Here is a 26,107-nt window from a genome sequence, read left to right as displayed (position 1 = left end):
CCGGGCATCGCACGACCAGAAGCGGCAACGGATGCCCGGGTCAAGCCCGGGCATGACGAAACCAGGGTCTCAGGCTTCCCCAACTGTTTCGAGCATCGCCCCCTCGAGCCCTTCGCGCGCGCTCTTGCCGGCCCAGACCACGAAGTGGAAGGCCTGGAAATAGCGCTCGCAGGCGTCGATCGCCGATTTGATCAGCGCGGCGGCCTGCTCGTCGGTCGGCTCCGCACCGCCCGAAAGCAGGAGCGCGTGGCGGTACATCACCACGTTCTCCGAGCTCCAGAGGTCGAAATGGCCGAGCCAGAGCTGCTCGTTGACGAGGCTGACAAGCTGCAGAACCTCGCCGCGCCGGCGCTCCGGCACCTTGAGGTCGAAGGCACAGGCGATATGGAGCGCCTCCACTTCGGAGAGCCAGGTGATCGCGACGTGATAGTCAGACCAGCCTCCGGTGACGGAGACGGAGAGCTCGTCATCGCTGTCGCGGTCGAACGTCCAGTTGTTGAGTGCGGCGAGGCGCTCGATCAGGTCGAGAGGATTGGCAGGCCGTTCGGCTTCTGCGTCCAGGTCAAGGTCCATCATGCCCAGGGTCCAACTGCCAGCTCCCCGCGGGAATGCGGGTCCAGCTCGTTCGAGAACGGGAACACGGCGACGGGGAAGCGCGGGACGCAACAAGACTGCGGAAGCCGCTAGATGGCCTCCTGACCGCCAAACGCACCGCAAGCGGATGCGACCGGCGAATCACCTCTCCTTCGACGATAGCGCAGGCGCGACGACGCTCCCAACACCTGATGCAGGCTCGGCGGATTCGGGGGCTGGGCTCAATCCCTGCCGGCTGCTGTCCACAGCCGGAACACGGGCCGGCTCAGCCCTTGTCGCGCCCAGCCTCGAGTGCAGCCAGCCGTGCGGCGAGCTTGTCATTCTCTTCACGCGCCAGAACCGCCATCTCGCGCACCGCTTCGAATTCCTCGCGTGTCACCACATCCATCTCGCGCAGGAGGCGGTCGATCTGCGTGCGGGCAACCGTCTCGACCTCGCGGCGCACACCCTGGGCGGCTCCCGCGGCGTCGGTGACCATACGAGCGAGATCGTCGAGTATGCGGTTCGAGGTCGTGGCCATCATCAATCTCCAGGGCCGGATGCCGGCGCTCCATAGCACGCCTGATATGGGCGACGAAGGCCTCGCCCGCAATCGCAGCAGCACATCGTCCACCTCCTTTGAGCCCGAGCGAGCCCGGCCTAAACATGAGGCCCACGTCAGCACAGGGGATTCGCGAGCCATGGCCCTGCACTTTTCACCCGCCGAATTCGCCCGCCGGCGTGCTGTCCTGCTGGCGGCGATGCAAGCCGAGCGGCTCGATGCGCTCTTCCTGTTCCAGCAGGAATCGATGTTCTGGCTGACGGGCTATGACACTTTCGGCTTCTGCTTCTTCCAGTGCCTTGTGGTGAAGGCCGATGGCGACATGGCGTTGCTGACCCGCTCCGCCGATTTGCGCCAAGCCCAGCACACCTCGAATCTGACCGATATCCGCATCTGGAAGGATGGCCGCGACGCGAACCCCGCGCGTGACCTGCTCATGCTGGCACAGGATTTCGGCCTGACCGGCAAGCGCATCGGCGTGGAGTTTGAATCCTACGGCCTCGTCGCGGCAAACGGCCGCAAGCTGGAGGCGGCCTTCGCAGACGTCAGCGATCTCATCGATAGCTCGACGATCGTGACACGGCTGCGCGCCGTGAAATCGGCTGCAGAGATTGCCTGTGTCCGACGCGCGGCCGCTCTATCCGACGCGGCCGACAGCGCGGCGCTCGGCCTGATCCGGGCTGGCGCCGACGAGGGCGAGATCCTGGCCGCACAGCACAACGCGATCTTCGCGGGTGGCGGCGACTATCCGGCCAACGAGTTCATCATCGGCTCCGGCCGTGACGCCCTGCTCTGCCGCTACAAATCGGGCCGCCGGACGCTCGACGCGCAGGACCAGATCACGCTCGAATTCGCGGGCGTCGACAGGCACTACCATGCTGCGATCATGCGAACCGTCGTGGTCGGAGAGCCCCGCCCGCTGCATCTGCGCTATCATGAAGCCGCCAAGGCGGCTCTCCTCGCCTGCGAGGCTGAACTGAAGCCAGGGCGGACGGCAGGCGATGTCTTCGCCGCCCATGCCCGGGTTTTCGACGAACACGGTCTTTCCAGCCACCGACTCAATGCCTGCGGCTACTCGCTTGGCGCAAAGTTCACGCCGAGCTGGATGGACTGGCCGATGTTCTACGAGAGCAACGACAGGCCGATCGTTCCGGGCATGGTGATGTTCGCCCATATGATTCTGATGGATTCGGCAAGCGAGACCGCGATGTGCCTCGGCCGCACCTATCTCGTCGGCGAAACAGCAGCAGAAACCCTGAACTTACCCGATCTGGACCTTGCGATCCGTTGACCCTACAAGGGTCACGCAGGGAATCCTCAGCAAACCCGTACGCAATAAGCGGGAGGCGTCATGTTTAATCGTTCAAGTGGCCTCGTTCTGGGGCCAGCTTTCGCGCTTGCGCTCGCAGGCTGCCAGGAAACCACCAGCACGGCTGCGCGTCCGCGCGTTGACGCGCCTGGCGTCCCGGTCTCGGTCCAGAGCATCTCCGGTGCGCCCGATCAGGTCACCACGAATTTCGCCAGCCTGCTCGGCGAGGCAGCGGCGGAACGCAAGATGGAGATCGTCGCCGGCAATGCGCCCGCCCGTTTCCGGGTTCGCGGCTATCTGACCGCCCAGCCGACGGAAGACGGCCAGACCGCGCTGGCCTTCGTCTGGGACGTCTATGACGAGAGCAAGAAGCGCGCGCAGCGCGTGCAGGGCGAGAGCCTCGGCAGGCGCGGCGGCGGCGGCGACCCCTGGTCGAGCATCGACCAGACCATCGTCGCCAAGGCAGCGTCAGATTCGATGGACGCGATCGCGAGTTTCCTGGTGACCGCTCCGGTGCCGGACAAGCCTGCCGCGGACAGCGCCAAGGATAAGGACAAGGCGAAAACAAAGACGGCTGCTGCGACCAACGGCAAGCGCTCCTGAGCGGAGCATCCCGCTGAACGCAGTGGGGTGAGGTGTGATTCGCGCACTGTTTTTGCAGTGCAGCGGTCGACTCATTGTCATGGCGCTGTTATGAGCGCTGCGAATTCAGCCGGTCTCACGACTCCCGCCCAGCCAGTCCCCACGGTGCGCCACGGCATGCCCTCTTCGTTCAAAGTCGTCGCCGGAAACTCGAACCGGCCGCTCGCCGAAGCGATTTGTGCCTCCCTCGAAATCCCTCTTGCCAAGGCCCAGGTCCGGCGTTTCGCCGACATGGAGGTCTTCGTCGAGATCCAGGAGAATGTTCGCGGGCAGGACGTCTTCGTCATCCAATCGACCTCCTTCCCCACCAATGACCACCTGATGGAGCTGTTGATCATCACGGATGCCCTGCGCCGTTCGTCGGCACGGCGCATCACCGCGGTGATCCCCTATTTCGGCTATGCCCGGCAGGATCGCCGTGCCTCGGGCCGCACGCCGATCTCGGCCAAGCTCGTCGCCAATCTCATCACCCATGCCGGCGTCGACCGCGTTCTGACGCTTGATCTCCATGCCGGGCAGATCCAGGGCTTCTTCGACATCCCGACCGACAACCTGTTCGGCGCGCCATTGATGGCGCGCGATATCAAGGAACGGCTCGACTACAAGAACGCCATGGTCGTTTCACCGGATGTCGGCGGCGTGGTCCGTGCCCGGGCGCTGGCCAAGCGTATCGACGCTCCGCTCGCCATCGTCGACAAGCGCCGCGACCGGCCGGGCGAATCCGAGGTGATGAACATCATCGGCTCGGTCGAGGGCCGCTCCTGCATCCTGCTTGACGATATCGTCGATTCCGGCGGAACGCTCTGCAACGCCGCAGAAGCATTGCTCGCGGAAGGCGCCAGGGAAGTCTACGCCTACATCACCCATGGCGTGCTGTCGGGTGGCGCAGTCGCACGCATCGCCAATTCCAAGCTCAAGGAGTTGGTGATCACCGATTCGATCATGCCGACCGAGGCCGTGAAGGTGGCGCGCAACATCCGCGTCATTTCCATTGCCAACCTGATGGGCGAGGCGATCGAGCGCACCGCGAGCGAATCGAGCGTCTCCAGCCTGTTCGACTGAACGGGCTGGCATGATGACGGCAGCCACGACCGGCGAAGGCCGCGCACTCGTCCTGTTCTCGGGCGGGCAGGATTCGACCGTCACGCTCGCCTGGGCCCTTGCACGCTTCGGCTCGGTCGAGACCGTCGGCTTCGATTACGGCCAGCGGCACCGCGTCGAGATGGACTGCCGGCTCGCCATTCGCGACAGGCTGCCCACCCTGTCGTCAACCTATGCCGAACGGCTGGGGCCGGACCACATCATCGACCTCGCTGCGCTCGGCTCGATTTCCGAGACCGCGCTGACGCGGGAGAGCGAGATCGCCTTCGCCGATACCGGGTTGCCGACGACCTTCGTGCCGGGACGGAACCTGATTTTCCTGACCTTCGCCGCTGCGCTGGCGTATCGCCGAAACTGCAGGCACATCGTGCTTGGCGTCTGCGAGACCGATTATTCCGGCTATCCCGATTGCCGTGACGACACCATCAAGGCGATGCAGGTCGCGCTCAATCTCGGGCTCGATCGCCGATTGGTGCTGCACACGCCGCTGATGTGGCGCGACAAGGCGCAAACCTTCGTACTGGCCCGCGAGCTTGGCGGCGAGACGTTGCTCGATCTGGTGGTCGAGGACAGCCATAGCTGCTATCTCGGCAACCGGACGACACGCCATTCCTGGGGCTATGGTTGCGGAACCTGCCCTGCCTGCGAGCTGCGGGCGAAGGGCTATGCCGGCTTTCTCTGTTCACCGGACGACACTGGACCATCCTATGAATCCTGATCAGCAGCGCTGGACCGAAGGGCTGGTCGCCCTCGTCCTTTTCACGCTCACCATCCCCGCCGCGAACTGGATGCTCGGCAATGTCGGCACGGTCTGCGTGCCGAACGGTCCTTGCCTCGTGCCGGTCGCGCCGGGCATCAAGGCGCCGAGCGGCGTGCTGATGATCGGCCTTGCCCTCGTGCTGCGCGACATCGTCCAGCGCCGCCTCGGTGCCAAGGTCGGACTCGGTGCGATCTTCGTCGGCGCCGCGATCTCCGGCTTCCTGGCACCGCCGGCGATCGTCGTCGCCTCGGTCGCGGCCTTCCTGCTCTCGGAGCTCGCGGACTTCGCCGTCTACACGCCGCTGCAGCGCCGCCGCTTCGTCACGGCCGTGATCGCATCCAGCCTGGTCGGCCTCGTCATCGACAGCATCGTCTTCCTCTGGCTCGCCTTCGGCAGCCTCGACTTCCTGGCGGGCCAGATCATCGGCAAGGCCTGGATGGTGCTGCTGGCGCTGCCGCTGATGCACCTGCTGCGCCGGCGCGACGAGCGCCTGGGACTGGTCGCCGCCTGAGCGGAACCACCCTTCCCCGGGTTGAGCTTTCCCGCATTTTCGCCTATGAGCCTCCTCGCGCCCGACTGACACCCTTGGAGGCACGGGCGCGAGACCAAGACGGCCGCCATCGGGCGGCCGTGTCTTTATCAAGAAAACGAGGACCATCATCATGACCGCCGTGAAGCAAATCGAGGCTTCGGCGCGCACCCAGGTCGGCAAGGGGGCCGCCCGGGCAGTTCGTCGTCAAGGCCAGACTCCTGCTGTGATCTATGGTGCGGGCGAAGCCCCGCAGGCGATCGCGCTCAACGCCAACCAGACCCGCCTGCTGATCTATGGCGGCCACTTCCTGACCACGATCTTCGAGGTCAATGTCGGCGGCAAGAAGACGCGCGTCATTCCGCGCGACTACCAGCTCGACCCGGTCAAGGATTTCCCGATTCACGTCGACTTCCTGCGCGTCGCCGCCGGCCAGACCATCAAGGTCATGGTTCCGGTCCACGTCGTCGATCAGGAGGCCTGCCCCGGCCTGAAGTCCGGCGGCACCCTGCAGATCGTCGAGCACAACGTTGAAATCGACGTCGCGCCTGAGAACATCCCCGAAGCCCTCGACGTCTCCGTCGCTGGCCTGGGCGTTGGCACCTCCGTCCATGTCAACGACATCAAGCTGCCGGCAGGCGTCAGCCTGACCACCCGCGAGAACCTGACGCTGGTCACGATCGTGGCGCCGTCGGTGATCGAGGATGCTGCTGCCGAGGGCGCAGCCGAAGGCACCGAGGCCGCCAAGGCCTGAGGATGCCGCGCTTCGGCGCTGCCTTCGCGAGACCACTTGGACGGCCGGGTTTCCCGGCCGTCTTGCTTTGGAGGGAGGCACAGCACCGCCAGCCCCTCCCGACTGCCGGAGTGACCTGCCATGCTGATCTTTGCCGGTCTCGGCAATCCTGGCGCGCGCTATGCCCGCAACCGCCACAATATCGGCTTCATGGCGGTCGAGACGATTGCCCGGACATACCGGGCCTCCCCCTGGCGCTCGCGCTTCCAGGGCGAGGCTTGCGAGGCGACGATCGGTAGCGAGAAGGTCATCCTGCTCAAGCCGCAGACCTATATGAACGAATCCGGCCGCGCGGTCGGCGAGGCGGCTCGCTTCTTCAAGATCGCCCCCGCCGACGTGATCGCTTTCCATGACGAACTCGATCTCGCTCCGGCCAAGCTGCGCGTGAAGCTTGGAGGCGGCAATGCCGGCCATAACGGGCTGCGCTCGATGACGGCCGCGATCGGCAACGACTACCGCCGCGTCCGCATGGGCATCGGCCATCCCGGCGACAAGGCCCTCGTCCATGCCTATGTGCTGAACGATTTCGGCAAGGCTGAGCAGCCCTGGGTCGAGGATCTCTGCACGGCCTGCGCCGATTACGCCACTCTGCTCGCCGCCGGCGACGATGCTGGCTTCCAGAACAAGGTGCATCTCTTCATGGACGCGCGCGGCCACGCCGCGGTGAAGCGCCTCGGCGAGAAGGCCGAGGACTAAGAGGCTCGTTCATCGGACCGGATCTCGTATCGGGTGAGACGAACGAGCCTTTCCGTGTTTGCATCGGCTTTCCCGAAAACTGCAATCCACTTTTCGGGCGATGGATCAGAGCGGCAACTGGGCGCCCTGTTTCGCGATCGTGACTCGGTTGGCAAGAAGACCGCCGCCAGCCTGGCGCGTCGCCGTGAACGCGACCTGCGCCCCCGGCGACAGCTCGGACGCTTCGGCGGGGGCGGCCATGATGATATTGGCCTCAGGCGTGATCGTTACCTTTTGCTCGCCACCGGGATAGGTCAGGACGAGATTGGCGCCGTCGACGCGCGAAACCGTCTCTGCCACGGTCGCATTGGTCATGGTGCTATCTGGCAGGACTCCCCAGGCCCTGTGCCCTTCGCCCGTCCCGCGCATCGCCTCGGGAAAGATCAGGACCTGGACGGCGAGAAGCGTGCCGTCAGCCTGCGGCCGCGCACCGACGCCCACGAAGCTGCCCTTCTTGATGTCGTTTGTGCTGGCCTTGACCACCCCTCCAACCGAGTAGCCGGGGGCCAGGGCGACCACGACGTCCTCGCCGCTCGGCGTCTTCACGATCAGCGCCGAGCCTTCGAGTTTCTCGACCGTGCCGCGCACCCGTGTCGCGGGCGCCTGAGCCTGCACGATACTGCTGGTCAGGACGAGAGCTGCCGCGAAGAGACTGGCAGAGAGCGCGCGCATGGAAGAGCTCCGTCGAATGGGCCGGCGCAGACAGATCGCCGTCTCGCGAAGTCCTGCGCTCCCGCGCGGTGCCTCGCCATGCACGTTCGCGTGAGCCGTCCCTGGCCCCTGCCATCTTGTCTTTTGCCGCCCGGACCCCAATAAGGCCCTGGACATTCCAATCATCATCTCGCGACCGCCCCCTTGCGGCGGCGACGCAACGGACCAGCCATCATGGGTTTCAAATGCGGTATCGTCGGCCTGCCGAATGTCGGCAAGTCGACCCTGTTCAACGCTCTGACGCAGACGGCTGCGGCACAAGCGGCGAACTATCCCTTCTGCACGATCGAGCCGAATGTCGGCGACGTCGCAGTCCCCGATGACCGGCTCGAGAAGCTGGCCGCCATCGCCGGTTCGAAGGAGATCATCCCGACGCGTCTGACCTTCGTCGATATCGCCGGGCTCGTGCGCGGCGCCTCCAAGGGCGAAGGCCTCGGCAACCAGTTCCTCGCCAATATCCGGGAATGCGACGCCATCGCTCATGTCGTGCGCTGCTTCGAGGACGGCGACATCACCCATGTCGAGGGCAAGATCTCGCCGATCGACGATATCGAGACCATCGAGACCGAGCTGATGCTCGCCGATCTCGAGAGCCTCGAAAAGCGCGTGCAGCCGCTGGAGAAGAAGGCGAAGTCGGGCGACAAGGAAGCCAAGGAACTGGCCGACCTGATGAACCGCTGCCTCGTTCTGCTTCGCGACGGCAAGCCCGCGCGCCTCGTCCAGGTCGCCGCCGAGGAACGCAAGGCCTTCGAGATGCTCGGCCTGCTTTCGTCCAAGCCGGTGCTCTATGTCTGCAATGTCGAGGAAGCCAGCGCCGACAAGGGCAACGGTTTCTCCGAGAAGGTGAAGGTCCGCGCCGCCGAGGAAGGCGCAGTCGCCGTCGTCGTCTCGGCCAAGATCGAGAGCGAGATCGCCGTCCTGCCGGCCGAAGAGCAGAAGGATTATCTCGACGCCGTCGGCCTCGCCGAGCCGGGTCTCAACCGCGTCATCCGCGCCGGCTATGCGCTCCTGAACCTCGTCACCTATTTCACCGTGGGCCCGAAGGAAGCCCGCGCCTGGACGATCGAGAACGGCACCAAGGGCCCCGCCGCCGCCGGCGTGATCCATACCGATTTCGAGAAGGGCTATATCCGGGCCGAAACCATCGCCTATGACGACTACATCGCCCACAAGGGGGAGAGTGGTGCGCGCGAAGCCGGCAAGTTCCGGCTCGAAGGCAAGGAATATGTCGTCGCCGATGGCGACGTGCTGCATTTCCGCTTCGCCAACTGAGCCGGACTGCGAGCGACCCATGCGCTATTTCGAAGACTTCGTCGTCGGAGAAGTGAAGCAGAGCGGCCGGGTCGCCGTCTCGCAGGACGACATCATCGCCTATGCCTCGCGCTACGATGCGCAGGATTTCCACACCGATCCGGCGGCCGCGAGGCAGAGCTTCGTCGGCCAGCTCATCGCGTCCGGCTGGCATAGCTGCTCGCTGCTGATGCGGCTGCTCGCCGAGGACTTCGTCCTCGACGCCGCCTCGATGGGCGCCCCCGGCATCGAAGAGGTCAAATGGCTCCGGCCGGTGCTGCCGGGCGATGTCCTCAGCGCACGGCGCAGCGTGGTTGAAACCAAGGAATCGCGCTCACGCCCCGAAATGGGTCTGGTGAAGTTCCGGTTCGAGCTCCTGAACCAGCGCGGCGAGCCGGTTCTCGAGCAGACCAACTGGATCATGTTCGGTCGCAAGGGTTCCAGCTTCGCCTTGGCCAAGGGCGACTGGCTGGCCCACCCGCCCCGCTATGTGCAGCCGGCAGCGCTGAGCCCGCTCGGGATTCCCGCAGGTGAGACGCAGCCGGCGCGCTTCTTCGAGGAGATCGAGATCGGCGAGAGCCATGAGCTCGGCAGCTTCGTCTTCACCACCGAGGAAATCGTCGCCTTCGCCCGCGCCTTCGATCCGCAGCCCTTCCACATGGACGATGCTGCGGCGCGCAGCAGCTCCTTCGGGCGTCTCGCCGCTTCGGGCTGGCATACGGCATCGGTCTGGATGGCGACGATGGTCGCTCACCGCAAACGCCAGCTTGCCGCCACGCCCGGCAAGACGCCACGCCTTGGACCCTCCCCCGGCTTCAAGAATCTGCGCTGGTCCAAACCCGTCTTTGTCGGCGACAGGATCACCTATAGCTCGACCGTCATTCAAACCCGCGCCAGCGCCAGCCGCCCGCAATGGGGCCTGTTCTTCCATCGCAATGCCGGCGTGAACCAGCATGGCGACGAGGTCTTCAGCTTCGAGGGCTGCGTCTTTGTCGAGCGCCAGAGCTGATCAGCCGGCGATACACAACGGCGCCCCCGGCAGACTCGAGATTTCAATGCGGTCGCGGCCGTTGCGCTTGGCGACATAGAGCGCCTCGTCGGCACGGGCATGCAGGTTCGTGCCGTCCAGCGGCCCCTCTCCTCCGCAGAGACCGATCGACACGGTCACTCCGCTCAGATCCGCATGGAGCGTATGCCACGGCATCAGCGCCAGCGAACGGCGGATCGCGATCGCCATATCGTGGGCGGTTTCGAGCCGCATCCCGCCGAGCACGATACCGAACTCCTCACCTCCGATTCGCGCCACGAGCGCCGACGCCGGCCTGACCTGGCCCGCAACGACCTCGGCGATAGCCCTGAGGCAGGCATCGCCCACCAGATGGCCAAAGCGGTCATTGATCGTCTTGAAGTGATCGACATCGATCATCATCAGCGAAAGCGGCTGCGGCAGGGCGACCGCCTCCGCGAGACCCGCAACGAACCGGCGGCGGTTGGCGAGCCCCGTCAGCCCGTCGGTCTCGGCAAGTTCCGCCAGCGCCGCATTGGCCCGACGAAGCGCCTCCTGGGCCTCCAGCAATTCCATCTGTTGGCGCTTGGCGACCGTGATGTCGGCATGGGTGAAGAAGCTGAGACCGCCGGTGCTGTGCCGCGCGATCAACCTGAGCCAGCGCTGGCCAGGCAACTCGACTTCAAAGGGAACCCCGTCATAGCGCAAGCCGTTGCTGATCGCCGCGCGCCAGGCCCCCGCGGGCGAGGCTCCACGCCAGCACCATGCAATGATCTCGTTCAGCGTACGGCCGACGACCGGACTGCCGCGGGGCAGATCGTATAGCCGCCGGAAGGCATCGTTCGCCGCCAGCACGCTCTCCCTCGCATCCAGGATCGTGGCCCCGTCGGGAATGAAGGGAAGCGCGTCGATGAGCGGCAACACGAGTTCAGGGGCCGTCTCCGCATGGCTCTCGACGTCGAGCCGCTGCCACATGCGCACGCGGCCGCCATCGGGCGCGCGTAGCGAAGACGCGCGGAGCCTGCGGCCGTGATGGATGAACTCGAAGGGCTGCGTCTGGTTCTCGTGGCGTGCCACGCCCTCTGCGACATGTCGCTCGATGTCAGGCAGCTCTTCGGGCGCCAGGCGGCCGTGGTAAAAGCGCAGCAGGTTGTCCCCATAGGGCTCGCCGACGTAGATCACGCCTTCGTCCTCGGGGAAAAATTGCAGGAAGGTGCTGTTCCAGCCCACAGCCCGCATATCGGCATCGTATTCGCAGGCGCCGATACCGAGCGCGTCGAGCGAATCGTGCAGATAGCGCGAGAGCTTCATCCCCCGTCATTAGCCGGGAGGCGTTAACAAGCGGTAAGACGCGTCCTTGGGTCAGCCGACCTTGCCGTAGCCGGCGAACTTCGCGGAAACGCGCGCCATCTCGGCCTCGCCAAGTATGACCGGCTCCAATCCGGAGGCGAGCAGGTCGAGATATTGCCCCGCGAGATTCTCGACCTCGGCGACGATCGTGTGTGCGCCCGCGAGCGTCTGTCCAAGCGCGATGACACCGTGATTGGCAAGCAGCACCGCTTTGCGCCCCTGCAGCGCCTTCACGGCGTTCTCGGCGAGTTCAGGCGTGCCAAAGGTCGCGTAATCCGCGCAACGCACGTCGGACCCACCGCACAGCGCAATCATGTAATGGAAGGCCGGAATGCCGCGCCTTGCTGACGACAATGCGGTGGCGCGCGGCGAATGCGTGTGCACGATCGCCTGGGCGTCCGGCCGCGCCTTGTAGATCTCGACATGGAACGGCCATTCGGACGAAGGCTTGCGCGCACCATTCAGGATGGTGCCGTCCTGCGAGAGATGGATCAGATCCTCCGGCCTGGTCTGGGCATAGGGCAGGCCGGAGGGGGTGATCAGCAATCCGCCTTCGAATCGGGCCGAGACATTGCCGGATTTCGATGGGCAGAACCCGGCCTTGTCGATCGCCTGGGCAACAGCGACGATTTCTGCGCGAAGCGCCATTTCACTCATGTCGCAGCTCCGCGCGCCAGATCAGGAAAGAGACGGGCAAGCCCCTCGGAGCTCGCGGGGGCGACGCCGCGCTCCGTGATGAGGCCTGTGACAAGACGCGCCGGGGTGACGTCGAAGGCAGGATTGGCGGCAGGACTGCCAGGCGCCACCACCCGGAACTGGCCGACCTCGCCATCCTCGCCCAGGCCTGCGAGATGAGTGACCTCGCGGGCCGAACGCTCCTCGATCGGAATCTCGCCGAGCCCATCCGACAGCCGCCAGTCGATCGTCGGGGACGGCAACGCGACATAGAAAGGCACGCCGTTGTCATGCGCCGCCAGCGCTTTCAGATAGGTGCCGATCTTGTTGGCGACATCGCCGGTCGCGGTCGTCCGGTCGGTTCCGACGATGACCATGTCGACCTGCCCGCGCTGCATCAGATGCCCGCCGGCATTGTCGCTGACCACGGTATGCGGCACGCCATGGGCGCCGAGCTCATAGGCCGTCAGCGCCGCGCCCTGGTTACGCGGCCGCGTCTCGTCGACCCAGACATGGATGGGCAGGCCGGCATCATGCGCCAGATAGATCGGCGCCAGCGCCGTGCCCCAATCGACCGTGGCAAGCCAGCCGGCATTGCAATGGGTCAGGATATTGAGGCGCTCGCCTGGAGCCTTGCCCGCTGCCAGGCTGCGGATCACGCCAAAGCCGTGCTCGCCGATCGCGCGGCAGAGCGCGACATCCTCGTCGCAGATCGCAGCGGCCTCGTCATAGGCCGCCGCGAGGCGCGAAGCTGGATCCAGGCCTGCCAGCCTGGCGCTCACCCGCTCCAGCGCCCAGTGCAGGTTCACCGCCGTTGGGCGGGTCGCACCTAGCAAGGCGACCGCCGCCTCCAGCGCCTGGTCGGACGGATCCGCGCGCATGGCCAGGGCGACGCCATAGGCCGCTGTCGCGCCGATCAGCGGTGCTCCCCGCACCACCATGCTGCGGATCGCCTCGGCAGCCTGCTCGGCACTCCCAAGCGCGACGGTCTCAAACCGGAAGGGCAACTTGGTCTGATCAATCACACTGACGCGCCAGCCATCCTGCGCGAGCCAGATCGTCCGATAGGCCTTGCCGCCGATCTTCATGAGCTCAGTGTCCGCTGAAGGAGACGAGTGTGCGCACGGGAACGCCGAGGCGGCGGACCCGATCCGCACCGCCGAGATCCGGCAGATCGATGATGAAGCAGGCCGCCACGACCTCTGCGCCAAGCGAGGACAGCAGATTGACCGCCCCTTCTGCGGTGCCCCCGGTCGCGATCAGATCGTCGACCAGCAGCACGCGCTCGCCCCGCGAGACCGCATCCTTGTGGACCTCGATCTCGTCCGTGCCGTATTCCAGGGAATAGCTGATGCTGACCGTCTCGTGCGGCAGCTTGCCCTTCTTGCGCACCGGAACGAAGCCGGCCGAGAGCTGATGGGCGACCGCCCCGCCGAGGATGAAGCCGCGCGCCTCGATGCCGGCGATCTTCGCGATCTTCAGCCCGGCGAAAGGCTGGACGAGCTCGTCGACCGCACGCCGGAAGGCCCGGGCATCGCCGAGCAGGGTGGTGATATCCCGGAAGATGATGCCCGGCTTCGGGTGATCCGGAATGGACCGAATCGCGTTCTTCAGGTCGAGGAGGGTATCACGGTCCATGCGGAAACAGCTCGCTGTGGCGACGCGCTCTCTTAGCGCCGCGGCCGCGCGAAGGGAACCGCCAGCCCCCAGGCCGGCGGCCCCTCGATCTCAGGCAGCCGTCAGAGGACCCTGCCCGCGACCGCGTCGAGCTTTGCCACCAGGCTCGGGTCGCGGAACTCGCGCGCCGTGATGATGGCGTTGTCCAGCGCGTGATGGGAGCCGGCCGGACATGACTCGCGCTCGGCAGGGAAATCCGCGGCGAGGCGCGCAACCAGCCGGCGCGCCCTCTCGGCATTCTCCTTCAGCACGGCGACGACTGACGCGACATCGACCGAGGACTGCTCAGGATGCCAGCAGTCGAAATCCGTCACCATCGCGACGGTCGCATAGGTGATCTCGGCCTCGCGAGCGAGCTTGGCCTCGGGCATCGCGGTCATGCCGATCAGATCGTAGCCGAGCGCCTTGTAGGTCAGCGACTCCGCATAGGTCGAGAATTGCGGGCCTTCCATCGTGACCAAGGTCCCGCCGCGCACGAAGGGCAGGTCCTCCGCCGCTGCGGCATCTGCAAGCCGCGCCTGCAGCAATGGGCCGACCGGACGCGCCATCGGGACATGCGCAACACAGCCCTTGCCGAAGAAGGAGCTGGCGCGGCGCACGGTGCGGTCGACGAACTGGTCGACCAGCACGAAGAGCCCGGGATAGAGCTCGGATTTGTAGGAGCCGCAGGCCGAGAGCGAGACCAGATCGGTGACGCCCGCGCGCTTCATCACGTCGATATTGGCGCGGTAGTTGATCTCGGAGGGAGGCAGGACGTGACCGCGCCCATGGCGTGGCAGGAAGACGATCTTGGTCTGGCCGATCCGGCCGATCCGCAGGATGTCCGAGGGTTCACCCCAGGGGCTCGTGACACGCTCTTCGCGCAGATCGGTCAGGCCCGGCAGGTCGTAGATGCCCGACCCACCGATGATTCCGAGCACAGCTTCGCTCATGATCGTTTTCCTTTCATAGTGGCCGGACAGGAGCAGGCTTCTGTGACGGCCGTACAAAGGCACTGCTCAGCCGAAGCCGCGCAAGGCCAAACGAAAAAGGCCCCGTTTCCGGGGCCTTTTCCCATTCTCGTTGGTGCTCAGTGCGCGGTTGAACCATCCGGCATGCGCGACCAGACCTTCTTCTTGGTGTAGTAGAGCAGACCGCCGAAGAAGATCAGGAACAGCATCACCTGCATGCCGATGCGCTTGCGCGCCTCGAGATGCGGCTCCGCCATCCAGACCATGAAGGCCGCGACGTCCTTGCCATACTGCGCCACGGTCTCCGGAACCGGCGACTTGCCGTCCGGTCCCTTCGGATACTCGACCTGCCCGTCCTGGAGCGGCTGCGGCATCGCGATGAGGTGACCCGGCATATAGGTGTTGTAGTTCTGGCCCGGCAGCAGCGGCGGGAAGCCCTGCGGCGGTTCCTTGTACCCGGCCAGCAGCGCCGCGATATAGTCCGGCCCCTGCTCCTGGTACTGGGAGAAGATGTCGATGATGAACTGCGGGAACCCGCGCTCATAGGTCCGCGCCTTGGCCAGGACGGAAAGGTCCGGCGGGAAGGCGCCGCCATTGGCGGCTCGCGCCGCCTGCTCGTTCGGGAACGGCGACGGGAAACGGTCGGCCGGACGGCCGGGACGATCGAACATCTCGCCCTGGTCGTTCGGGCCGTCCTTGATCTGGTAGGTCGCCGCCAGCGCGGTGACCTGCGCGGGCGTGAACTCCGGGCCGCCGGGCTGCGACAGCGTCCGCATCGGGATCAGGCTCATCGCGTGGCAGCTGGCGCAGACCTCCTTGACGACCTTGAAGCCACGCTGGAGCTGGGCACGGTCGAACTTACCGACCGGGCCCGAGAAGGACCACTTCTGCTGCGGCGGGATCACACGGTCGCCGGCGGCCTGGGCCGTCAGCGCGTTGGCAGTGAGGGCAAGGCCGAAGCTGAGCCCCGCCAGGGCAAGGCGAAACGGGGTGGTGCTCATCTTTCGTCAGCCCTTGGCGTTCGGTTCGGAGGCGGTGGCAGCCGCAAGGCTCGCGCCCGAGCCACCCTTGATATTGGCCAGCACGGAGTCCGCGATCGAGTTCGGCAGCTTCGCCGGCTTCTCGAAGATGCCGACCAGCACCAGCGAGATGAAGTAGCCGAAATACAGCGCCGTGAAGATCCGCGAATAGGTCACGTAGGGCTCTTCGGCAGGCATGGCGCCGAGATAGCCGAGCACGATGCAGACCACGAGGAACGCCCAGAACAGGACCCTGGCGACCGGCCGGTAGCTCATCGACTTCACCTTGGAGGTGTCGAGCCAGGGCAGGAAAGCCAGCACCGCAATCGCCGCGAACATCGCCAGGACGCCGCCGAGCTTGTCGGGAATGGCGCGCAGGATCGCGTAGAACGGCAGGAAGTACCACTCAGGCACGATATGCGTCGGCGTCACCGCCGGGTTGGCCGGAATGTAGTTGTCGGCATGGCCCATGAAGTTCGGCTGATAGAACACGAAATAAGCGAACACGAAGATGAAGCAGACCATCCCGAAGATGTCTTTGATGGTCGCGTACGGCGTGAACGGCACGGTGTCCTTCTGGACGTTCTTCACCTCGACGCCGGTCGGGTTGTTCTGTCCGACGACGTGGAGCGCCCAGATGTGCAGGATCACGACGCCGAAGATCATGAACGGCAGCAGATAGTGCAGCGAGAAGAAGCGGTTCAGCGTCGGGTTGTCGACGGAGTAGCCGCCCCACAGGAAGGTCACGATCGTTTCGCCAACCACCGGCAGCGCCGAGAACAGATTGGTGATGACGGTGGCGCCCCAGAAGGACATCTGCCCCCAGGGCAGCACGTAGCCCATGAAGGCGGTGGCCATCATCAGCAGGAAGATGACGACGCCGAGGATCCAGAGCACCTCGCGCGGAGCCTTGTACGAACCGTAGTAGAGGCCGCGGAAGATGTGGACATAGACCGCGACGAAGAACATCGAGGCGCCGTTGGAATGCAGGTAGCGCAGCAGCCAGCCGAAATTCACGTCGCGCATGATGTGCTCGACGGAATTGAAGGCCATGGTCGCGTGCGGCGTGTAGTGCATCGCCAGGATGACGCCGGTCACGATCTGCGCGACGAGCATGAACACCAGGATGCCGCCGAAGGTCCACAGGTAGTTCAGGTTGCGCGGGACCGGATAGGACACGGCCGAATCGTGCATGAGGCGAACGATCGGCAGACGGGCATCGAGCCAGCGTTCAAAGCCGGTCTTCGGAACGTAGGTGCTATGACCACTCATGACGAATGCCTCAAGGCTTTCTCGGTATCATTGGAAATCATGGAGAAGCGCATAGCTCAGCCGATTCGGATCTTCGTATCTGCGTTGAACGCATAGGGCGGGATCGGCAGGTTGAGCGGCGCAGGCCCCTTGCGGATGCGGCCCGACGAATCGTAGTGCGAACCGTGGCACGGGCAGAACCAGCCATCATAGTCGCCCTTCGGGTCGCCGGGAGAATTGCCGAGCGGCACGCAGCCGAGATGGGTGCAATTGCCGTAAACGATGAGGAACTGCTCGTGGCCTTCCTTGACGCGGGCCTGGTCGGTCTGCGGATCGGGCAGCGTCGCGACATTGACCGCACGCGCCTCGTCGATCTCCTTCTTGGTGCGGTGACGCACGAAGATCAGCTTGCCGCGCCAGAACAGCTTGATGGCCTGGCCTTCCGCGATCGGGCCGAGATCGACATCCATCGGCGCACCAGCAGCAACGGTCTGCGCGTCCGGAGCCAGCTGGCTCACGAGCGGAACAATGACAGCACCGAGACCGACGGCACCGGCAGCGCCGGTCGCCAGCATCAGAAAGTCGCGGCGGGTGGTTTGGGTCGTCTCGGTCGCGTGAGCCACGATCGATTCCTCTGCTCTTCGCCCAGCCTGGAACGGCTGTAAATTATCGTCTGACGCCCCTCATAGGTGCGCCCCTTCGCAGCCGCAATGCGGCGGCGCGTCGCCGCCGCGCTCTTTGGCATGCACTTTGGACGAAGTCTACTGTTCCGGCCGGCGGCAATGTGCATCGCGGCCTGCCCTCAGCGGGACTCAGGCCGTGACCGTCTCCGGGTCGGCAACGGCCAGGAAACCACCCGACTGGCGCGCCCAGAGCCGGGCATAGAGGCCACCACGCGCGACGAGCTCGGCATGGCTGCCCTGATCGACGATGCGCCCCTTGTCGAGCACGATCAGCCGATCGAGCGCCGCAATGGTCGAGAGTCGGTGTGCGATCGCAATCACGGTCTTGCCCTGCATCAGCGCCGTGAGCTGCTCCTGGATCGTCGCCTCGACCTCTGAATCAAGTGCCGAGGTGGCCTCGTCCAGGATCAGAATCGGAGCATCCTTGAGCAGCACGCGGGCGATGGCGATGCGCTGGCGCTGCCCGCCCGAGAGCTTGACGCCGCGCTCGCCGACACGCGATTCGAACCCCTTGCGCCCATCCTGATCGCTGAGGGTCGCGACGAACTCATGCGCCGATGCCCGCCTGGCTGCCTCGATGATCTCGTCCTCGGTCGCATCGATCCGGCCATACCCGATATTATCGCCGATCGAGCGGTGCAGCAGCGAGTTATCCTGCGTCACCATGCCGATCTGTGCGCGCAGGGAGTCCTGCGTCACGCGGGCGATATCCTGCCCATCGATCAGGATGCGACCGGCCTCCAGCGGATAGAGCCGCAAGAGCAGGTTGACGAGCGTCGACTTGCCGGCGCCGGACGGGCCGACGAGGCCGATCTTCTCGCCCGGACGGATATCGAGGTTGAGCCCCTCGAAAAGACCGCCGTTGCGGCCATAATTGAAGCGCACCTGCTCGAAGCGGATCGCCCCCTCGCCGACCGACAAGGGCCTGGCATCGGGCACGTCGGTCAGGTCATGCGGCTTGGCGATCGTCTCCATGCTCTCCTGCACGGAGCCGATATTCTCGAACACGCCGCGCACCAGATGGATCAGCCAGCTCGACATCTGCACCAGCCGCAGCACGAGGCCGATCGCGGCCGCGACCGCTCCGGGCGACATGATGCCCTGGCTCCAGAGATGCAGTGAGATCCATGCCGTCGTCACGACCAGCAGGCTGTTCATGGTCTGCAGGATGACGCTGACACCGGTGATCAGGCGCGACAAATGCAGGAACGAGGCGTTCCAGCGCGACAGCGAGTCGCGGACAGACGAGCGCTCGGCATCGGCGCGGGCGAAGAGCTTGACCGTCAGGATATTGGTATAGGAATCGACGATGCGTCCGGTCGTCGAGGAACGACCCAGCGAGTTCGCTTCGGAACGTTTCTTCGCACGCGGCACGAAATAGATCAGCAGCACGATATAGGCCGCAAACCAGACGATGACCGGCAGCGCCAGCCAGAGGCTGGTCGAGCCGAAGAAGCCGATCGCCACTGATGCGAAGATCAGCGCGTACCAGAGATCGTCGATGACCTCGATCGTCGCGCCGCGGATCGATTGCCCCGCCTGGATCACGCGCGCCGAAAGCCGTCCCGCGAAATCATTCTGGAAATAGGAGAGCGCATGGCCAAGCGTGTAGACATGGTTGCGCCAGCGGATCTGATTGGTGATCTGCGGCACCACGACCTGGTCCACGATCGCATGATTGGCAAAATAGATCAGCGGGCGGACCACGACGAGCAGGAAGGCCGCGCCGAGCAGCACCGTGCCGTGATCACGCCAGATCGTCTCGGGCGACTGGGTCGCCAACAGATCCACGAACCAGCCGACCATCAGATACATCGCCGCTTCGATGCCGCTGAAGCCGAGGCCGGTGAGCATGATCAGGGCCATCCAGCCCTTCACGCCCTTGATGTGGTGCCACATGAATGGCCACACGCCCTTGGGCGGCGTCTGGCCCTCGTCAAAGGGCGCGAAGACGTCGATGCGGCTTTCGAGAAAACGGAACAGGGAGGCGAACATGGCGTACCGCCCTCCATGAACCGGCATGACGACGAAATCTTGGCGACATATGGGGCAGCAGTCAGGTCGCGGCCAGAGGCTTGACGCATGTCATGACGTCACCGCATGACAGCAGCGCATGTTGCGCCTCGCCCTCTACCAGCCGGATATCCCGCAAAATTCGGGCACGATGATTCGCATGGCCGCCTGCCTCGGCATCGCGGTCGACATCATCGAACCCGCGGCCTTCGATGTCTCGGACCGCCATTTCCGGCGTTCCGGCATGGACTATCTCGAGCGCGCCGCGATCACCCGGCATGATTCGTTCAGAACTTTCGACGCCTGGCGGCTTGCCGGCGGCCACCGGCTCATCCTGGCGGAGACGGATGGGGCCACCGCTCATACCGATTTTGCGTTCGTTCCCGGCGACATCGTGCTCGTCGGACGCGAATCGGCGGGCGTTCCCGCCGAGCTCTACTCAACCGTCGACGGCAGCGTCCATGTGCCGATGCGCCCGGGCTTGCGTTCGCTCAATGTCGCAATTGCCGCAGCCGTGGTTATGGGAGAAGCCTTGCGGCAGCTGGACGCTTATCCGAGATAGGCGCGAAATTCCTCGTCACCGCGGATGAAGACACCTCGCGGCGAGCGGAACGGAAACGGATCGATGACCACCCGAGCGACTGACCCCGCCTCCACGACCTCCTCCCTCGCCCTCGCGGAGGCCATGAAGCCGCGCGCGGCAGCCTGGTTCGAGGCCCTGCGCGACCAGATTTGCTCGGCCTTCGAGGCGCTGGAGGATGAAGCCAGCGGCCCCTTCCCGTCCGAAGCGCGCCTTCCCGGCCGCTTCGAGCGGACGCCCTGGCAGCGTCGCAACCACGATGGCGCCGAAGGCGGTGGCGGCGTCATGTCGATGATGCAGGGCCGCGTCTTCGAGAAGGTCGGCGTCCATGTCTCGACGGTCTACGGCACCTTTCAGCCCGAATTCGCGGGGCAGATTCCGGGTGCGGCCGAGGATCCGCGCTTCCATGCCACGGGCATCTCGCTGATCGCCCATCCCTGGAATCCGCATGCACCGACAGTGCATATGAACACCCGCTTCGTGGTGACGACGAAACCGTGGTTCGGTGGCGGAGCCGATCTGACCCCCGTGCTGGACAACCGGCGGACGCAAGAGGACGCCGACGCCATCGCCTTCCACGCCGCGATGCGCGCGCCCTGCGAAAACTTTGCCCCTGTCGCCGACTATCCCCGCTTCAAGCAATGGTGCGACGAATACTTCTTCCTGAAGCACCGCGGCGAGCCGCGTGGCATCGGCGGCATCTTCTACGATTATGTCTGGTCCGGCGAGCCTGAGGCCGATCTCGCCTTCACCCAGGCCGTCGGCAGTGCGTTCCTCGATATCTACCCGCGGATCATGCGGGCCAATATCGGCAAGCCCTGGACCGAGGCCGAGCGTTACGAACAACAGGTCCGGCGCGGTCGCTACGTCGAGTTCAACCTGCTCCATGACCGGGGCACGATCTTCGGCCTCAAGACCGGCGGCAATGTCGCCTCGATCCTCTCCTCGCTGCCGCCGACCGTACGCTGGCCCTGAGCGCTCTCAGCGCTCGCGTTGCGCGATTGCGCTTTCGACAAAGGCAAGCTGCTGCGCCCGCTCGCCGGTACATCCGGCTTCGATCCAGTCGCGCCGTGCCTGATCGAGCACGCGCCCGACATCAGGCCCGGCGGCAACACCGCGCTTCAGTACATCGCGACCACTGAGGAGGAAGGGCGGCGTTCGGCCGAGTTCGGCAATTGCAGCCTGCACCTTGGCGTGCCCTCGAGAATTCTCGCTGGCCGTGAGCAGAACGAGGCCGCCGGCGACCGCATCCGCCCCGACACGATGCGCCAGATGGCGCAGCATGGCGATCGAACAATCCGTCACACGCCCCGAGAGCCCTTCAAGGGCGAGCGCGATACGCTCGATCCTGCCGAATTGTTCGTTCGATAGCCGCAATCCGTCCCGCAGGCGCAGCGCATCCTCGCGCACGCCAATAGCCAGCGCCGCGAGCCGGAAAGCCGGATAGACTGCTCCCGCGGGCCCGTCCGCCGCGATCGCCGCGAAGCGCGAAAGCCGGGGCACGCCGCCGATCACCGGCACAAGAAGTCCCGCTCCCATCATCGCCGACAATGCGTCGGCCGCGCGTGGCGCAACGAGCAGCTTCAGCAACTCGGCGCGCACCCGCTCACGCGAAAGCCCGTCGAGCCCGGCCCGGCCGGCCGTGCAGGCCGCCAGTCCCGTCGCGTCCAGTGCGCCTTCGCCATAGCGCGCGTGAAACCGGAAGAAGCGCAAGATGCGCAGATAGTCCTCGCGGATGCGCAGGTTCGCATCGCCGATGAAGCGGATGCGACGCGCCGCAAGGTCGACAAGTCCGTCGCAATAGTCGTGAACGGTGCCGTCGCGCCCGAGCCCAAGCCCGTTGACCGTAAAATCCCGCCTGATCGCGTCCTCTGCGAAATCGCGCCCAAAGACCACCTTGGCGCGGCGACCATCGGTCTCGACATCGCGACGCAGCGTCGTGGTCTCGAAGGGAACGCCATGGGCGACGATGGTCACCGTGCCATGCTCGATTCCCGTGGGAACCGATTTGAAGCCCGCCGCCGCCGCGCGCCGGATCACCTCCTCCGGTAATGCCGTCGTCGCCAGATCGACATCGCCGACCGGCTCTCCGAGCAGCAGATCGCGAACAGCACCGCCAATGACGCGCGTTTCCTCGCCGCCGCCATTGAACGCAGCCAGCACCTCCGTCACCGCCGGCCCCTGAAGAAAGCGCTCGACCCGAGCCCGCTGCGCTTCGCTCATCTGAACTGGCCAGGGACGAGTTGCCCGTTCTCCATATGGGGCGGCACGTAAGCGCCCTGACTGCGCGGAGCGATCCAACCGGTATAGGCGACGAAGCCGATCGAGATCACGAGCCCCACGACCGACAGCCAGAACACGTGCCCGTCCCAGTGCTCGACGTCGAAGGGGTTGCGCCGCCTGACGATCAGATAGCTTGCGAAGATACAAAAGGGCAGGACGAAGAGCAGAATCTCTTCGGTCACCGAACGCAGCATGGGCGCGCCATCCAATCAGACTAGCCGGAGAGTCGCTCGTAAAGGTTACGGATCATGCCGGCGGTTGCACCCCAGATATAGTGATCTCCGAAGGGCATCGCATAGTAGGTACGATAGCGCCCCTTCCATTCCCGGCCTTCGCGGCGATGATTGGCGGGATCCATCAGGAAGGCGAGCGGCGTCTCAAAGGCCTCGTCGACCTCGTGCGGATTGATGGTCAGCGCAAAGGGCGGCTCGACCAGCCCCACGACAGGCACGACCCTGTAGCCGGTGCCGGTGAGATAGGCGTCGAGAAAGCCGACGACGCGCACATGTTCGCGGGCGAGACCGATCTCCTCCTCCGTCTCGCGCAGCGCCGTGACCACCGGCGAGCCGTCGACGGCATCGACGCGTCCGCCGGGAAAGGCGACCTGGGCGGAATGGCTGCGTAACGCCGCTGCGCGCTGTGTGAGCAATACGGTCGGCCCGTCCTCGCGCAGCACGATCGGGATCAGCACCGCGGCCTGGATCGCGGCCGCCTCGTCCGGTGGCTCGATCGCTTCCGGCTGGAGATCATGGTCGCCGCGCGGCCTGCTGATCAGGTCGCCGAGGTCCGGCGGTTCGTGGCGCAGCCGCGCCCCGGCAAGGGCGACGATCTCTGCCGCCGTCAGCTTCAGAGCCTGCATCAGAGTCCTTCGATCTCGCTGGCCGGCACGGCCGGATAGAATGTACCGGCAACGGCCAGCCCGAACATGCTGACGCCATCGACCGGCCTGATCTCGCCAAGGGCCAGAAGGTCATAGGTCAGGGCTCGCGTCACCCTCGCCCAGAGATCCCGGCGAATATGGACATAGGGCTTGAGCCCGTCATTCGTATCCCGGACGAAGCGGATCGCATGCTCCGGGCTCACGCTCACGATATCGTCAACCAGTGTCCGGAACGCGATGGCGCGCTCGTCGCCTGTCCCCTCGACCGTCATCTCGACCGCCTGGAACGGCGCGTCGTCGACCTGGATTCCGACTTTTTCGACCGGTGTCACCAGGAAATAATCGCTGCCGTCGCGACGCAGGACGGAGGAGAAGAGCTTGACCAGCGCCGGTCTGCCTATGGGGGTTCCGAGATAAAACCACGTGCCATCCCCTGCAATCCGCATGTCGATATCGCCGCAATAGGGTGGATTCCAGCGTTCGACCGGCGGCAAGGCTCGCGTGCGGCTGTCCTTCAGCGCGACCAGCAATCGCTCCATCGCCTGCGTCGAATGGTTCATCGAACTACCTGAAATCGTCGCCCGCGGCATATTGGTTGCATGACCCGTTTCGCCTTGAACTCTACATAATCGTGAAGCCGAGTTCTGTGCACCAGAGCCTGTAGCCCCTTGAGCCGGTTGGATAGCCCGTCCACAGTCATCGGTTCGGGAAGCTTGCGGGGCGTGAAGCAGCGCAAGGCGCGACGACGAGGGTGAAGGAGATCGACATGGTGGCGCAAGTCCGTGCGACGGATGGCAAGAGCGAGGCCGGTCAACCCGTCAATCTCGATACCGGGATCGTCGAAGCGGCCGAAGCTGCGCTCGGTGCCATCGGCGCCGCCCGCCGCGAGATCGGCCAGGTCATCTTCGGGCAGCAGGAGGTGGTCGACCTCTCGCTGATCACCTTGCTCGCCGGTGGCCACGGTCTGCTCGTCGGCGTGCCCGGCCTTGCCAAGACCAAGCTGGTCGAGGCGATGGGAACGGTCCTGGGCCTGAGCGCAAGACGCGTGCAATTCACGCCGGACCTGATGCCCTCCGACATTCTCGGCTCCGAGGTGCTCGACGAGAGCGCCGACGGCAAGCGCCATTTCCGCTTCATCAAGGGGCCGGTCTTTGCCCAGCTGCTGATGGCAGACGAGATCAACCGCGCCAGCCCGCGGACGCAGTCGGCGCTGCTGCAGGCGATGCAGGAACATCACGTCACCGTCGCCGGTGAACGCTACGACCTGCCTGCGCCCTTCCACGTGCTGGCAACCCAGAACCCGATCGAGCAGGAAGGCACCTATCCGCTGCCGGAAGCCCAGCTCGACCGCTTCCTGCTCGAGATCGACGTCGGCTACCCCGACCGCGAGGCGGAGCGGCGCATCTTGCTCGAGACCACCGGAGCCACCGAGCACAAGCCGGTCCAGGCGATGACGGCAGAGACGCTGATGTCGACACAGCGCCTCGTACGTCGCCTGCCGGTCGGCGAGAACGTCGTCGACGCGATTCTCGATCTGGTGCGCTCGGCTCGCCCCGGCGATGGCGATCCGGCGTTGACCAGCAAGCTGGCCTGGGGCCCCGGCCCGCGCGCCAGCCAGGCCCTGACGCTTGCCGCCCGCGCCCGCGCGCTCGTCGAAGGCCGGCTCGCACCGTCCGTGGATGACGTCGTTGCGCTTGCTACCCCCGTACTCAAGCACCGTATTGCGCTCACCTTCGCTGCACGCGCCGATGGCGAGACGGTCGAGAGCGTCATCGCGAGGCTCGTGGAACGATTGGGATAGGGACTTCAGTGATGCTGCGCACGCGCGTCCTCGGCCCATCCGAACGCCAGCCGGCCCCGCCGGTCCTGAAGGATTCTCTCGATCTCGCGGCACGCCTGCCGCGCCTGATCCTCGAGGCCCGGCGCGTCTCGGCGAGCGTACATGGCATCCACGGCCGCAGGCGCGCCGGCCCCGGCGAGACATTCTGGCAGTACCGCCCTCTTGTGACCGGTGAGGCCGCGTCACGCATCGACTGGCGCCGCTCGGCGCGGGACGGCCATCTCTTCGTCCGCGAGCGCGAATGGGAGGCCTCGCATGCGATCTGGCTCTGGATCGACCGCTCGGCCTCGATGGGCTTTTCCTCGTCGCTCGCCATGGCCTCCAAGGTCGACCGTGCACTTGTTGCCGGCTTCGCCCTGGCCGAGACCCTGGTCGAAGGCGGCGAGCGGGTCGGGCATCTCGGCCTGACGCGGGCGCTCGCCTCGCGACGTATCGTCGAGACCTTGGCACAAGCGCTCGTGATCGACCGCAAGGGCGAGACCGCCGATCTGCCGCCGGACGCGCCACTTCCACGCCTGGCCGACGCCATCATCATCACCGACGGACTTTCGCCGGCCCAGTCCCTGGCCAAACGCATTGCGACCATGGCGAGCAGCGGCGCGCGCGGCCATATCCTGCTGATCGCCGATCCGATCGAAGAAACGTTCCCCTTCAGCGGCCAGGCCGAGCTCTTCGACCTCGAAGACGGCCTCACTCTGCGCGTCGGCGATGCCGGGGCCTGGGGAGAGGAATATCGCCGGCGCCTCGAAGCCCATCGCGATATCATTCGGGAGGCCTGCCGCAAGGCGGGCTGGACGCTGACCCTGCATCGGACCGACCGGCCCGCCAGCGAAGGCGTACTCCGGATTGCGAGCCTGATCGCCGCCTCGCGCGGCGGCCAGGGCCGCTAGGAGGG

The 26,107-nt window shown here is 65.5% G+C and carries 29 protein-coding genes; 13 read left to right on the top strand and 16 right to left on the bottom strand.

What is annotated here, in order from left to right; all coding sequences use genetic code 11:
• Positions 1-69: 69 nt before the first annotated feature.
• Together BIWAKO_RS16850 and BIWAKO_RS16845 are read right to left on the bottom strand one after the other, a co-directional pair.
• Entirely contained in the window at positions 70-576 is a 507-nt protein-coding gene (locus BIWAKO_RS16850) for a type III secretion system chaperone family protein (protein ID WP_043232643.1), read from the bottom strand.
• A gap of 283 nt (positions 577-859) precedes the next feature.
• Positions 860-1,114: an accessory factor UbiK family protein gene (locus BIWAKO_RS16845; RefSeq protein ID WP_069882564.1), complete on the bottom strand. Its 255-nt coding sequence runs from the start codon at positions 1,112-1,114 to the stop codon at positions 860-862.
• Between the two features lie 160 nt (positions 1,115-1,274).
• On the opposite strand from BIWAKO_RS16845, the gene BIWAKO_RS16840 reads away from it, so the two are divergent.
• The 7 genes from BIWAKO_RS16840 (at position 1,275) to pth (ending at position 6,965) form a co-directional block, all read left to right on the top strand.
• Complete coding sequence (locus BIWAKO_RS16840) at positions 1,275-2,426, top strand: M24 family metallopeptidase (RefSeq protein ID WP_069879630.1); 1,152 nt, start codon at positions 1,275-1,277, stop codon at positions 2,424-2,426.
• A 60-nt stretch (positions 2,427-2,486) separates the two neighbouring features.
• Positions 2,487-3,047, top strand: coding sequence for a hypothetical protein (locus tag BIWAKO_RS16835; RefSeq protein ID WP_069879629.1), 561 nt, complete (start codon positions 2,487-2,489; stop codon positions 3,045-3,047).
• A 156-nt stretch (positions 3,048-3,203) separates the two neighbouring features.
• Complete coding sequence (locus BIWAKO_RS16830) at positions 3,204-4,148, top strand: ribose-phosphate pyrophosphokinase (protein ID WP_069882563.1); 945 nt, start codon at positions 3,204-3,206, stop codon at positions 4,146-4,148.
• A 10-nt stretch (positions 4,149-4,158) separates the two neighbouring features.
• Positions 4,159-4,905: a 7-cyano-7-deazaguanine synthase QueC gene (queC, locus tag BIWAKO_RS16825; protein WP_069879628.1), complete on the top strand. Its 747-nt coding sequence runs from the start codon at positions 4,159-4,161 to the stop codon at positions 4,903-4,905.
• A complete protein-coding gene (locus BIWAKO_RS16820; RefSeq protein WP_069879627.1) occupies positions 4,895-5,458 on the top strand; it encodes a VUT family protein in 564 nt (187 codons plus the stop codon). Before queC ends, BIWAKO_RS16820 begins: the two co-directional genes overlap by 11 nt.
• Positions 5,459-5,609: 151 nt before the next feature.
• Complete coding sequence (locus tag BIWAKO_RS16815) at positions 5,610-6,230, top strand: 50S ribosomal protein L25/general stress protein Ctc (RefSeq protein ID WP_069879626.1); 621 nt, start codon at positions 5,610-5,612, stop codon at positions 6,228-6,230.
• A gap of 120 nt (positions 6,231-6,350) precedes the next feature.
• The gene (gene pth, locus BIWAKO_RS16810) at positions 6,351-6,965 is read left to right on the top strand and encodes an aminoacyl-tRNA hydrolase (protein ID WP_069879625.1); all 615 of its coding nucleotides are present in this window, start codon (positions 6,351-6,353) and stop codon (positions 6,963-6,965) included.
• 105 nt (positions 6,966-7,070) lie between these two features.
• Here the strand turns inward: pth and BIWAKO_RS16805 are convergent, their stop codons facing one another.
• Positions 7,071-7,676 (bottom strand): hypothetical protein, encoded by a 606-nt coding sequence (locus tag BIWAKO_RS16805; RefSeq protein WP_069879624.1) that lies wholly within the window; start codon positions 7,674-7,676, stop codon positions 7,071-7,073.
• A 213-nt stretch (positions 7,677-7,889) separates the two neighbouring features.
• Between BIWAKO_RS16805 and ychF the strand changes: the two genes are divergently transcribed.
• Both ychF and BIWAKO_RS16795 read left to right on the top strand, forming a co-directional pair.
• Positions 7,890-8,987, top strand: a complete 1,098-nt coding sequence (gene ychF / locus BIWAKO_RS16800) for a redox-regulated ATPase YchF (RefSeq protein ID WP_069879623.1) — start codon at positions 7,890-7,892, stop codon at positions 8,985-8,987.
• Positions 8,988-9,006: 19 nt separating this feature from the next.
• On the top strand, positions 9,007-10,014 hold the full coding sequence (locus tag BIWAKO_RS16795; protein ID WP_069879622.1) for a MaoC family dehydratase: 1,008 nt from the start codon (positions 9,007-9,009) through the stop codon (positions 10,012-10,014).
• Here BIWAKO_RS16795 and BIWAKO_RS16790 read toward each other — a convergent pair whose 3' ends face one another.
• The 9 genes from BIWAKO_RS16790 to BIWAKO_RS16750 form a co-directional block, all read right to left on the bottom strand.
• Positions 10,015-11,322 carry a GGDEF domain-containing protein gene (locus BIWAKO_RS16790; protein WP_069879621.1) on the bottom strand — a complete coding sequence of 436 codons (1,308 nt, stop codon included), beginning with the start codon at positions 11,320-11,322 and terminating at the stop codon, positions 10,015-10,017.
• A gap of 51 nt (positions 11,323-11,373) precedes the next feature.
• Entirely contained in the window at positions 11,374-12,018 is a 645-nt protein-coding gene (locus BIWAKO_RS16785) for a class II aldolase/adducin family protein (RefSeq protein ID WP_069879620.1), read from the bottom strand.
• Positions 12,015-13,124 carry an S-methyl-5-thioribose-1-phosphate isomerase gene (gene mtnA / locus BIWAKO_RS16780; RefSeq protein WP_069879619.1) on the bottom strand — a complete coding sequence of 370 codons (1,110 nt, stop codon included), beginning with the start codon at positions 13,122-13,124 and terminating at the stop codon, positions 12,015-12,017. The genes BIWAKO_RS16785 and mtnA overlap by 4 nt, the downstream gene beginning before the upstream one ends.
• 4 nt (positions 13,125-13,128) lie before the next feature.
• Positions 13,129-13,674, bottom strand: a complete 546-nt coding sequence (locus BIWAKO_RS16775) for an adenine phosphoribosyltransferase (RefSeq protein WP_069879618.1) — start codon at positions 13,672-13,674, stop codon at positions 13,129-13,131.
• A gap of 101 nt (positions 13,675-13,775) precedes the next feature.
• Positions 13,776-14,645, bottom strand: coding sequence for an S-methyl-5'-thioadenosine phosphorylase (locus tag BIWAKO_RS16770; protein WP_069879617.1), 870 nt, complete (start codon positions 14,643-14,645; stop codon positions 13,776-13,778).
• 137 nt (positions 14,646-14,782) lie between these two features.
• A complete protein-coding gene (locus BIWAKO_RS16765) occupies positions 14,783-15,664 on the bottom strand; it encodes a cytochrome c1 (RefSeq protein ID WP_069879616.1) in 882 nt (293 codons plus the stop codon).
• A gap of 6 nt (positions 15,665-15,670) precedes the next feature.
• Positions 15,671-16,954 (bottom strand): cytochrome b, encoded by a 1,284-nt coding sequence (locus BIWAKO_RS16760; protein ID WP_069879615.1) that lies wholly within the window; start codon positions 16,952-16,954, stop codon positions 15,671-15,673.
• A 56-nt stretch (positions 16,955-17,010) separates the two neighbouring features.
• Positions 17,011-17,556, bottom strand: coding sequence for a ubiquinol-cytochrome c reductase iron-sulfur subunit (gene petA, locus BIWAKO_RS16755; RefSeq protein WP_274533587.1), 546 nt, complete (start codon positions 17,554-17,556; stop codon positions 17,011-17,013).
• A 189-nt stretch (positions 17,557-17,745) separates the two neighbouring features.
• Positions 17,746-19,611 carry an ABC transporter ATP-binding protein gene (locus BIWAKO_RS16750; protein ID WP_069879614.1) on the bottom strand — a complete coding sequence of 622 codons (1,866 nt, stop codon included), beginning with the start codon at positions 19,609-19,611 and terminating at the stop codon, positions 17,746-17,748.
• A gap of 118 nt (positions 19,612-19,729) precedes the next feature.
• On the opposite strand from BIWAKO_RS16750, the gene BIWAKO_RS16745 reads away from it, so the two are divergent.
• Positions 19,730-20,191: a tRNA (cytidine(34)-2'-O)-methyltransferase gene (locus tag BIWAKO_RS16745; protein WP_069879613.1), complete on the top strand. Its 462-nt coding sequence runs from the start codon at positions 19,730-19,732 to the stop codon at positions 20,189-20,191.
• 123 nt (positions 20,192-20,314) lie between these two features.
• The gene (gene hemF, locus BIWAKO_RS16740; protein WP_244523652.1) at positions 20,315-21,184 is read left to right on the top strand and encodes an oxygen-dependent coproporphyrinogen oxidase; all 870 of its coding nucleotides are present in this window, start codon (positions 20,315-20,317) and stop codon (positions 21,182-21,184) included.
• A 6-nt stretch (positions 21,185-21,190) separates the two neighbouring features.
• Here the strand turns inward: hemF and BIWAKO_RS16735 are convergent, their stop codons facing one another.
• From BIWAKO_RS16735 to BIWAKO_RS16720, 4 genes are read right to left on the bottom strand one after another with little or no spacing between them, the layout of a single operon-like run.
• Positions 21,191-22,432 carry a CCA tRNA nucleotidyltransferase gene (locus tag BIWAKO_RS16735; protein ID WP_069879612.1) on the bottom strand — a complete coding sequence of 414 codons (1,242 nt, stop codon included), beginning with the start codon at positions 22,430-22,432 and terminating at the stop codon, positions 21,191-21,193.
• On the bottom strand, positions 22,429-22,686 hold the full coding sequence (locus tag BIWAKO_RS16730; RefSeq protein ID WP_069879611.1) for a DUF6111 family protein: 258 nt from the start codon (positions 22,684-22,686) through the stop codon (positions 22,429-22,431). The genes BIWAKO_RS16735 and BIWAKO_RS16730 overlap by 4 nt, the downstream gene beginning before the upstream one ends.
• A 20-nt stretch (positions 22,687-22,706) precedes the next feature.
• Positions 22,707-23,351, bottom strand: coding sequence for a CoA pyrophosphatase (locus BIWAKO_RS16725; protein WP_069879610.1), 645 nt, complete (start codon positions 23,349-23,351; stop codon positions 22,707-22,709).
• Entirely contained in the window at positions 23,351-23,932 is a 582-nt protein-coding gene (locus BIWAKO_RS16720; RefSeq protein ID WP_069879609.1) for a DUF1285 domain-containing protein, read from the bottom strand. Before BIWAKO_RS16720 ends, BIWAKO_RS16725 begins: the two co-directional genes overlap by 1 nt.
• A 206-nt stretch (positions 23,933-24,138) precedes the next feature.
• Here BIWAKO_RS16720 and BIWAKO_RS16715 point away from each other — a divergent pair, with 206 nt between their 5' ends.
• Together BIWAKO_RS16715 and BIWAKO_RS16710 are read left to right on the top strand one after the other, a co-directional pair.
• Positions 24,139-25,173 carry an AAA family ATPase gene (locus BIWAKO_RS16715; protein WP_069882560.1) on the top strand — a complete coding sequence of 345 codons (1,035 nt, stop codon included), beginning with the start codon at positions 24,139-24,141 and terminating at the stop codon, positions 25,171-25,173.
• Positions 25,174-25,184: 11 nt separating this feature from the next.
• The gene (locus BIWAKO_RS16710) at positions 25,185-26,102 is read left to right on the top strand and encodes a DUF58 domain-containing protein (RefSeq protein ID WP_069879608.1); all 918 of its coding nucleotides are present in this window, start codon (positions 25,185-25,187) and stop codon (positions 26,100-26,102) included.
• Positions 26,103-26,107 lie beyond the last annotated feature (5 nt).

This window comes from Bosea sp. BIWAKO-01, assembly GCF_001748145.1.
GTDB lineage: Bacteria > Pseudomonadota > Alphaproteobacteria > Rhizobiales > Beijerinckiaceae > Allobosea.
This window is presented reverse-complemented; position numbering and strand designations above follow the sequence as displayed.

Coding starts and splice junctions, on each gene's coding strand:
- mtnA (WP_069879619.1), bottom strand. CDS start 13,124: ATGAAGATCGGCGGCAAGGCCTATCGGACGATCTGGCTCGCGCAGGAT.
- BIWAKO_RS16770 (WP_069879617.1), bottom strand. CDS start 14,645: ATGAGCGAAGCTGTGCTCGGAATCATCGGTGGGTCGGGCATCTACGAC.
- BIWAKO_RS16790 (WP_069879621.1), bottom strand. CDS start 11,322: ATGAAGCTCTCGCGCTATCTGCACGATTCGCTCGACGCGCTCGGTATC.
- BIWAKO_RS16720 (WP_069879609.1), bottom strand. CDS start 23,932: ATGAACCATTCGACGCAGGCGATGGAGCGATTGCTGGTCGCGCTGAAG.
- BIWAKO_RS16730 (WP_069879611.1), bottom strand. CDS start 22,686: ATGCTGCGTTCGGTGACCGAAGAGATTCTGCTCTTCGTCCTGCCCTTT.
- BIWAKO_RS16760 (WP_069879615.1), bottom strand. CDS start 16,954: ATGAGTGGTCATAGCACCTACGTTCCGAAGACCGGCTTTGAACGCTGG.
- BIWAKO_RS16710 (WP_069879608.1), top strand. CDS start 25,185: ATGCTGCGCACGCGCGTCCTCGGCCCATCCGAACGCCAGCCGGCCCCG.
- ychF (WP_069879623.1), top strand. CDS start 7,890: ATGGGTTTCAAATGCGGTATCGTCGGCCTGCCGAATGTCGGCAAGTCG.
- BIWAKO_RS16785 (WP_069879620.1), bottom strand. CDS start 12,018: ATGAGTGAAATGGCGCTTCGCGCAGAAATCGTCGCTGTTGCCCAGGCG.
- BIWAKO_RS16795 (WP_069879622.1), top strand. CDS start 9,007: ATGCGCTATTTCGAAGACTTCGTCGTCGGAGAAGTGAAGCAGAGCGGC.
- BIWAKO_RS16735 (WP_069879612.1), bottom strand. CDS start 22,432: ATGAGCGAAGCGCAGCGGGCTCGGGTCGAGCGCTTTCTTCAGGGGCCG.
- BIWAKO_RS16725 (WP_069879610.1), bottom strand. CDS start 23,351: ATGCAGGCTCTGAAGCTGACGGCGGCAGAGATCGTCGCCCTTGCCGGG.
- BIWAKO_RS16840 (WP_069879630.1), top strand. CDS start 1,275: ATGGCCCTGCACTTTTCACCCGCCGAATTCGCCCGCCGGCGTGCTGTC.
- BIWAKO_RS16830 (WP_069882563.1), top strand. CDS start 3,204: ATGCCCTCTTCGTTCAAAGTCGTCGCCGGAAACTCGAACCGGCCGCTC.
- hemF (WP_244523652.1), top strand. CDS start 20,315: ATGAAGCCGCGCGCGGCAGCCTGGTTCGAGGCCCTGCGCGACCAGATT.
- BIWAKO_RS16845 (WP_069882564.1), bottom strand. CDS start 1,114: ATGGCCACGACCTCGAACCGCATACTCGACGATCTCGCTCGTATGGTC.
- BIWAKO_RS16715 (WP_069882560.1), top strand. CDS start 24,139: ATGGTGGCGCAAGTCCGTGCGACGGATGGCAAGAGCGAGGCCGGTCAA.
- BIWAKO_RS16750 (WP_069879614.1), bottom strand. CDS start 19,611: ATGTTCGCCTCCCTGTTCCGTTTTCTCGAAAGCCGCATCGACGTCTTC.
- pth (WP_069879625.1), top strand. CDS start 6,351: ATGCTGATCTTTGCCGGTCTCGGCAATCCTGGCGCGCGCTATGCCCGC.
- queC (WP_069879628.1), top strand. CDS start 4,159: ATGATGACGGCAGCCACGACCGGCGAAGGCCGCGCACTCGTCCTGTTC.
- BIWAKO_RS16745 (WP_069879613.1), top strand. CDS start 19,730: ATGTTGCGCCTCGCCCTCTACCAGCCGGATATCCCGCAAAATTCGGGC.
- BIWAKO_RS16815 (WP_069879626.1), top strand. CDS start 5,610: ATGACCGCCGTGAAGCAAATCGAGGCTTCGGCGCGCACCCAGGTCGGC.
- BIWAKO_RS16765 (WP_069879616.1), bottom strand. CDS start 15,664: ATGAGCACCACCCCGTTTCGCCTTGCCCTGGCGGGGCTCAGCTTCGGC.
- BIWAKO_RS16850 (WP_043232643.1), bottom strand. CDS start 576: ATGATGGACCTTGACCTGGACGCAGAAGCCGAACGGCCTGCCAATCCT.
- BIWAKO_RS16835 (WP_069879629.1), top strand. CDS start 2,487: ATGTTTAATCGTTCAAGTGGCCTCGTTCTGGGGCCAGCTTTCGCGCTT.
- BIWAKO_RS16775 (WP_069879618.1), bottom strand. CDS start 13,674: ATGGACCGTGATACCCTCCTCGACCTGAAGAACGCGATTCGGTCCATT.
- BIWAKO_RS16805 (WP_069879624.1), bottom strand. CDS start 7,676: ATGCGCGCGCTCTCTGCCAGTCTCTTCGCGGCAGCTCTCGTCCTGACC.
- BIWAKO_RS16820 (WP_069879627.1), top strand. CDS start 4,895: ATGAATCCTGATCAGCAGCGCTGGACCGAAGGGCTGGTCGCCCTCGTC.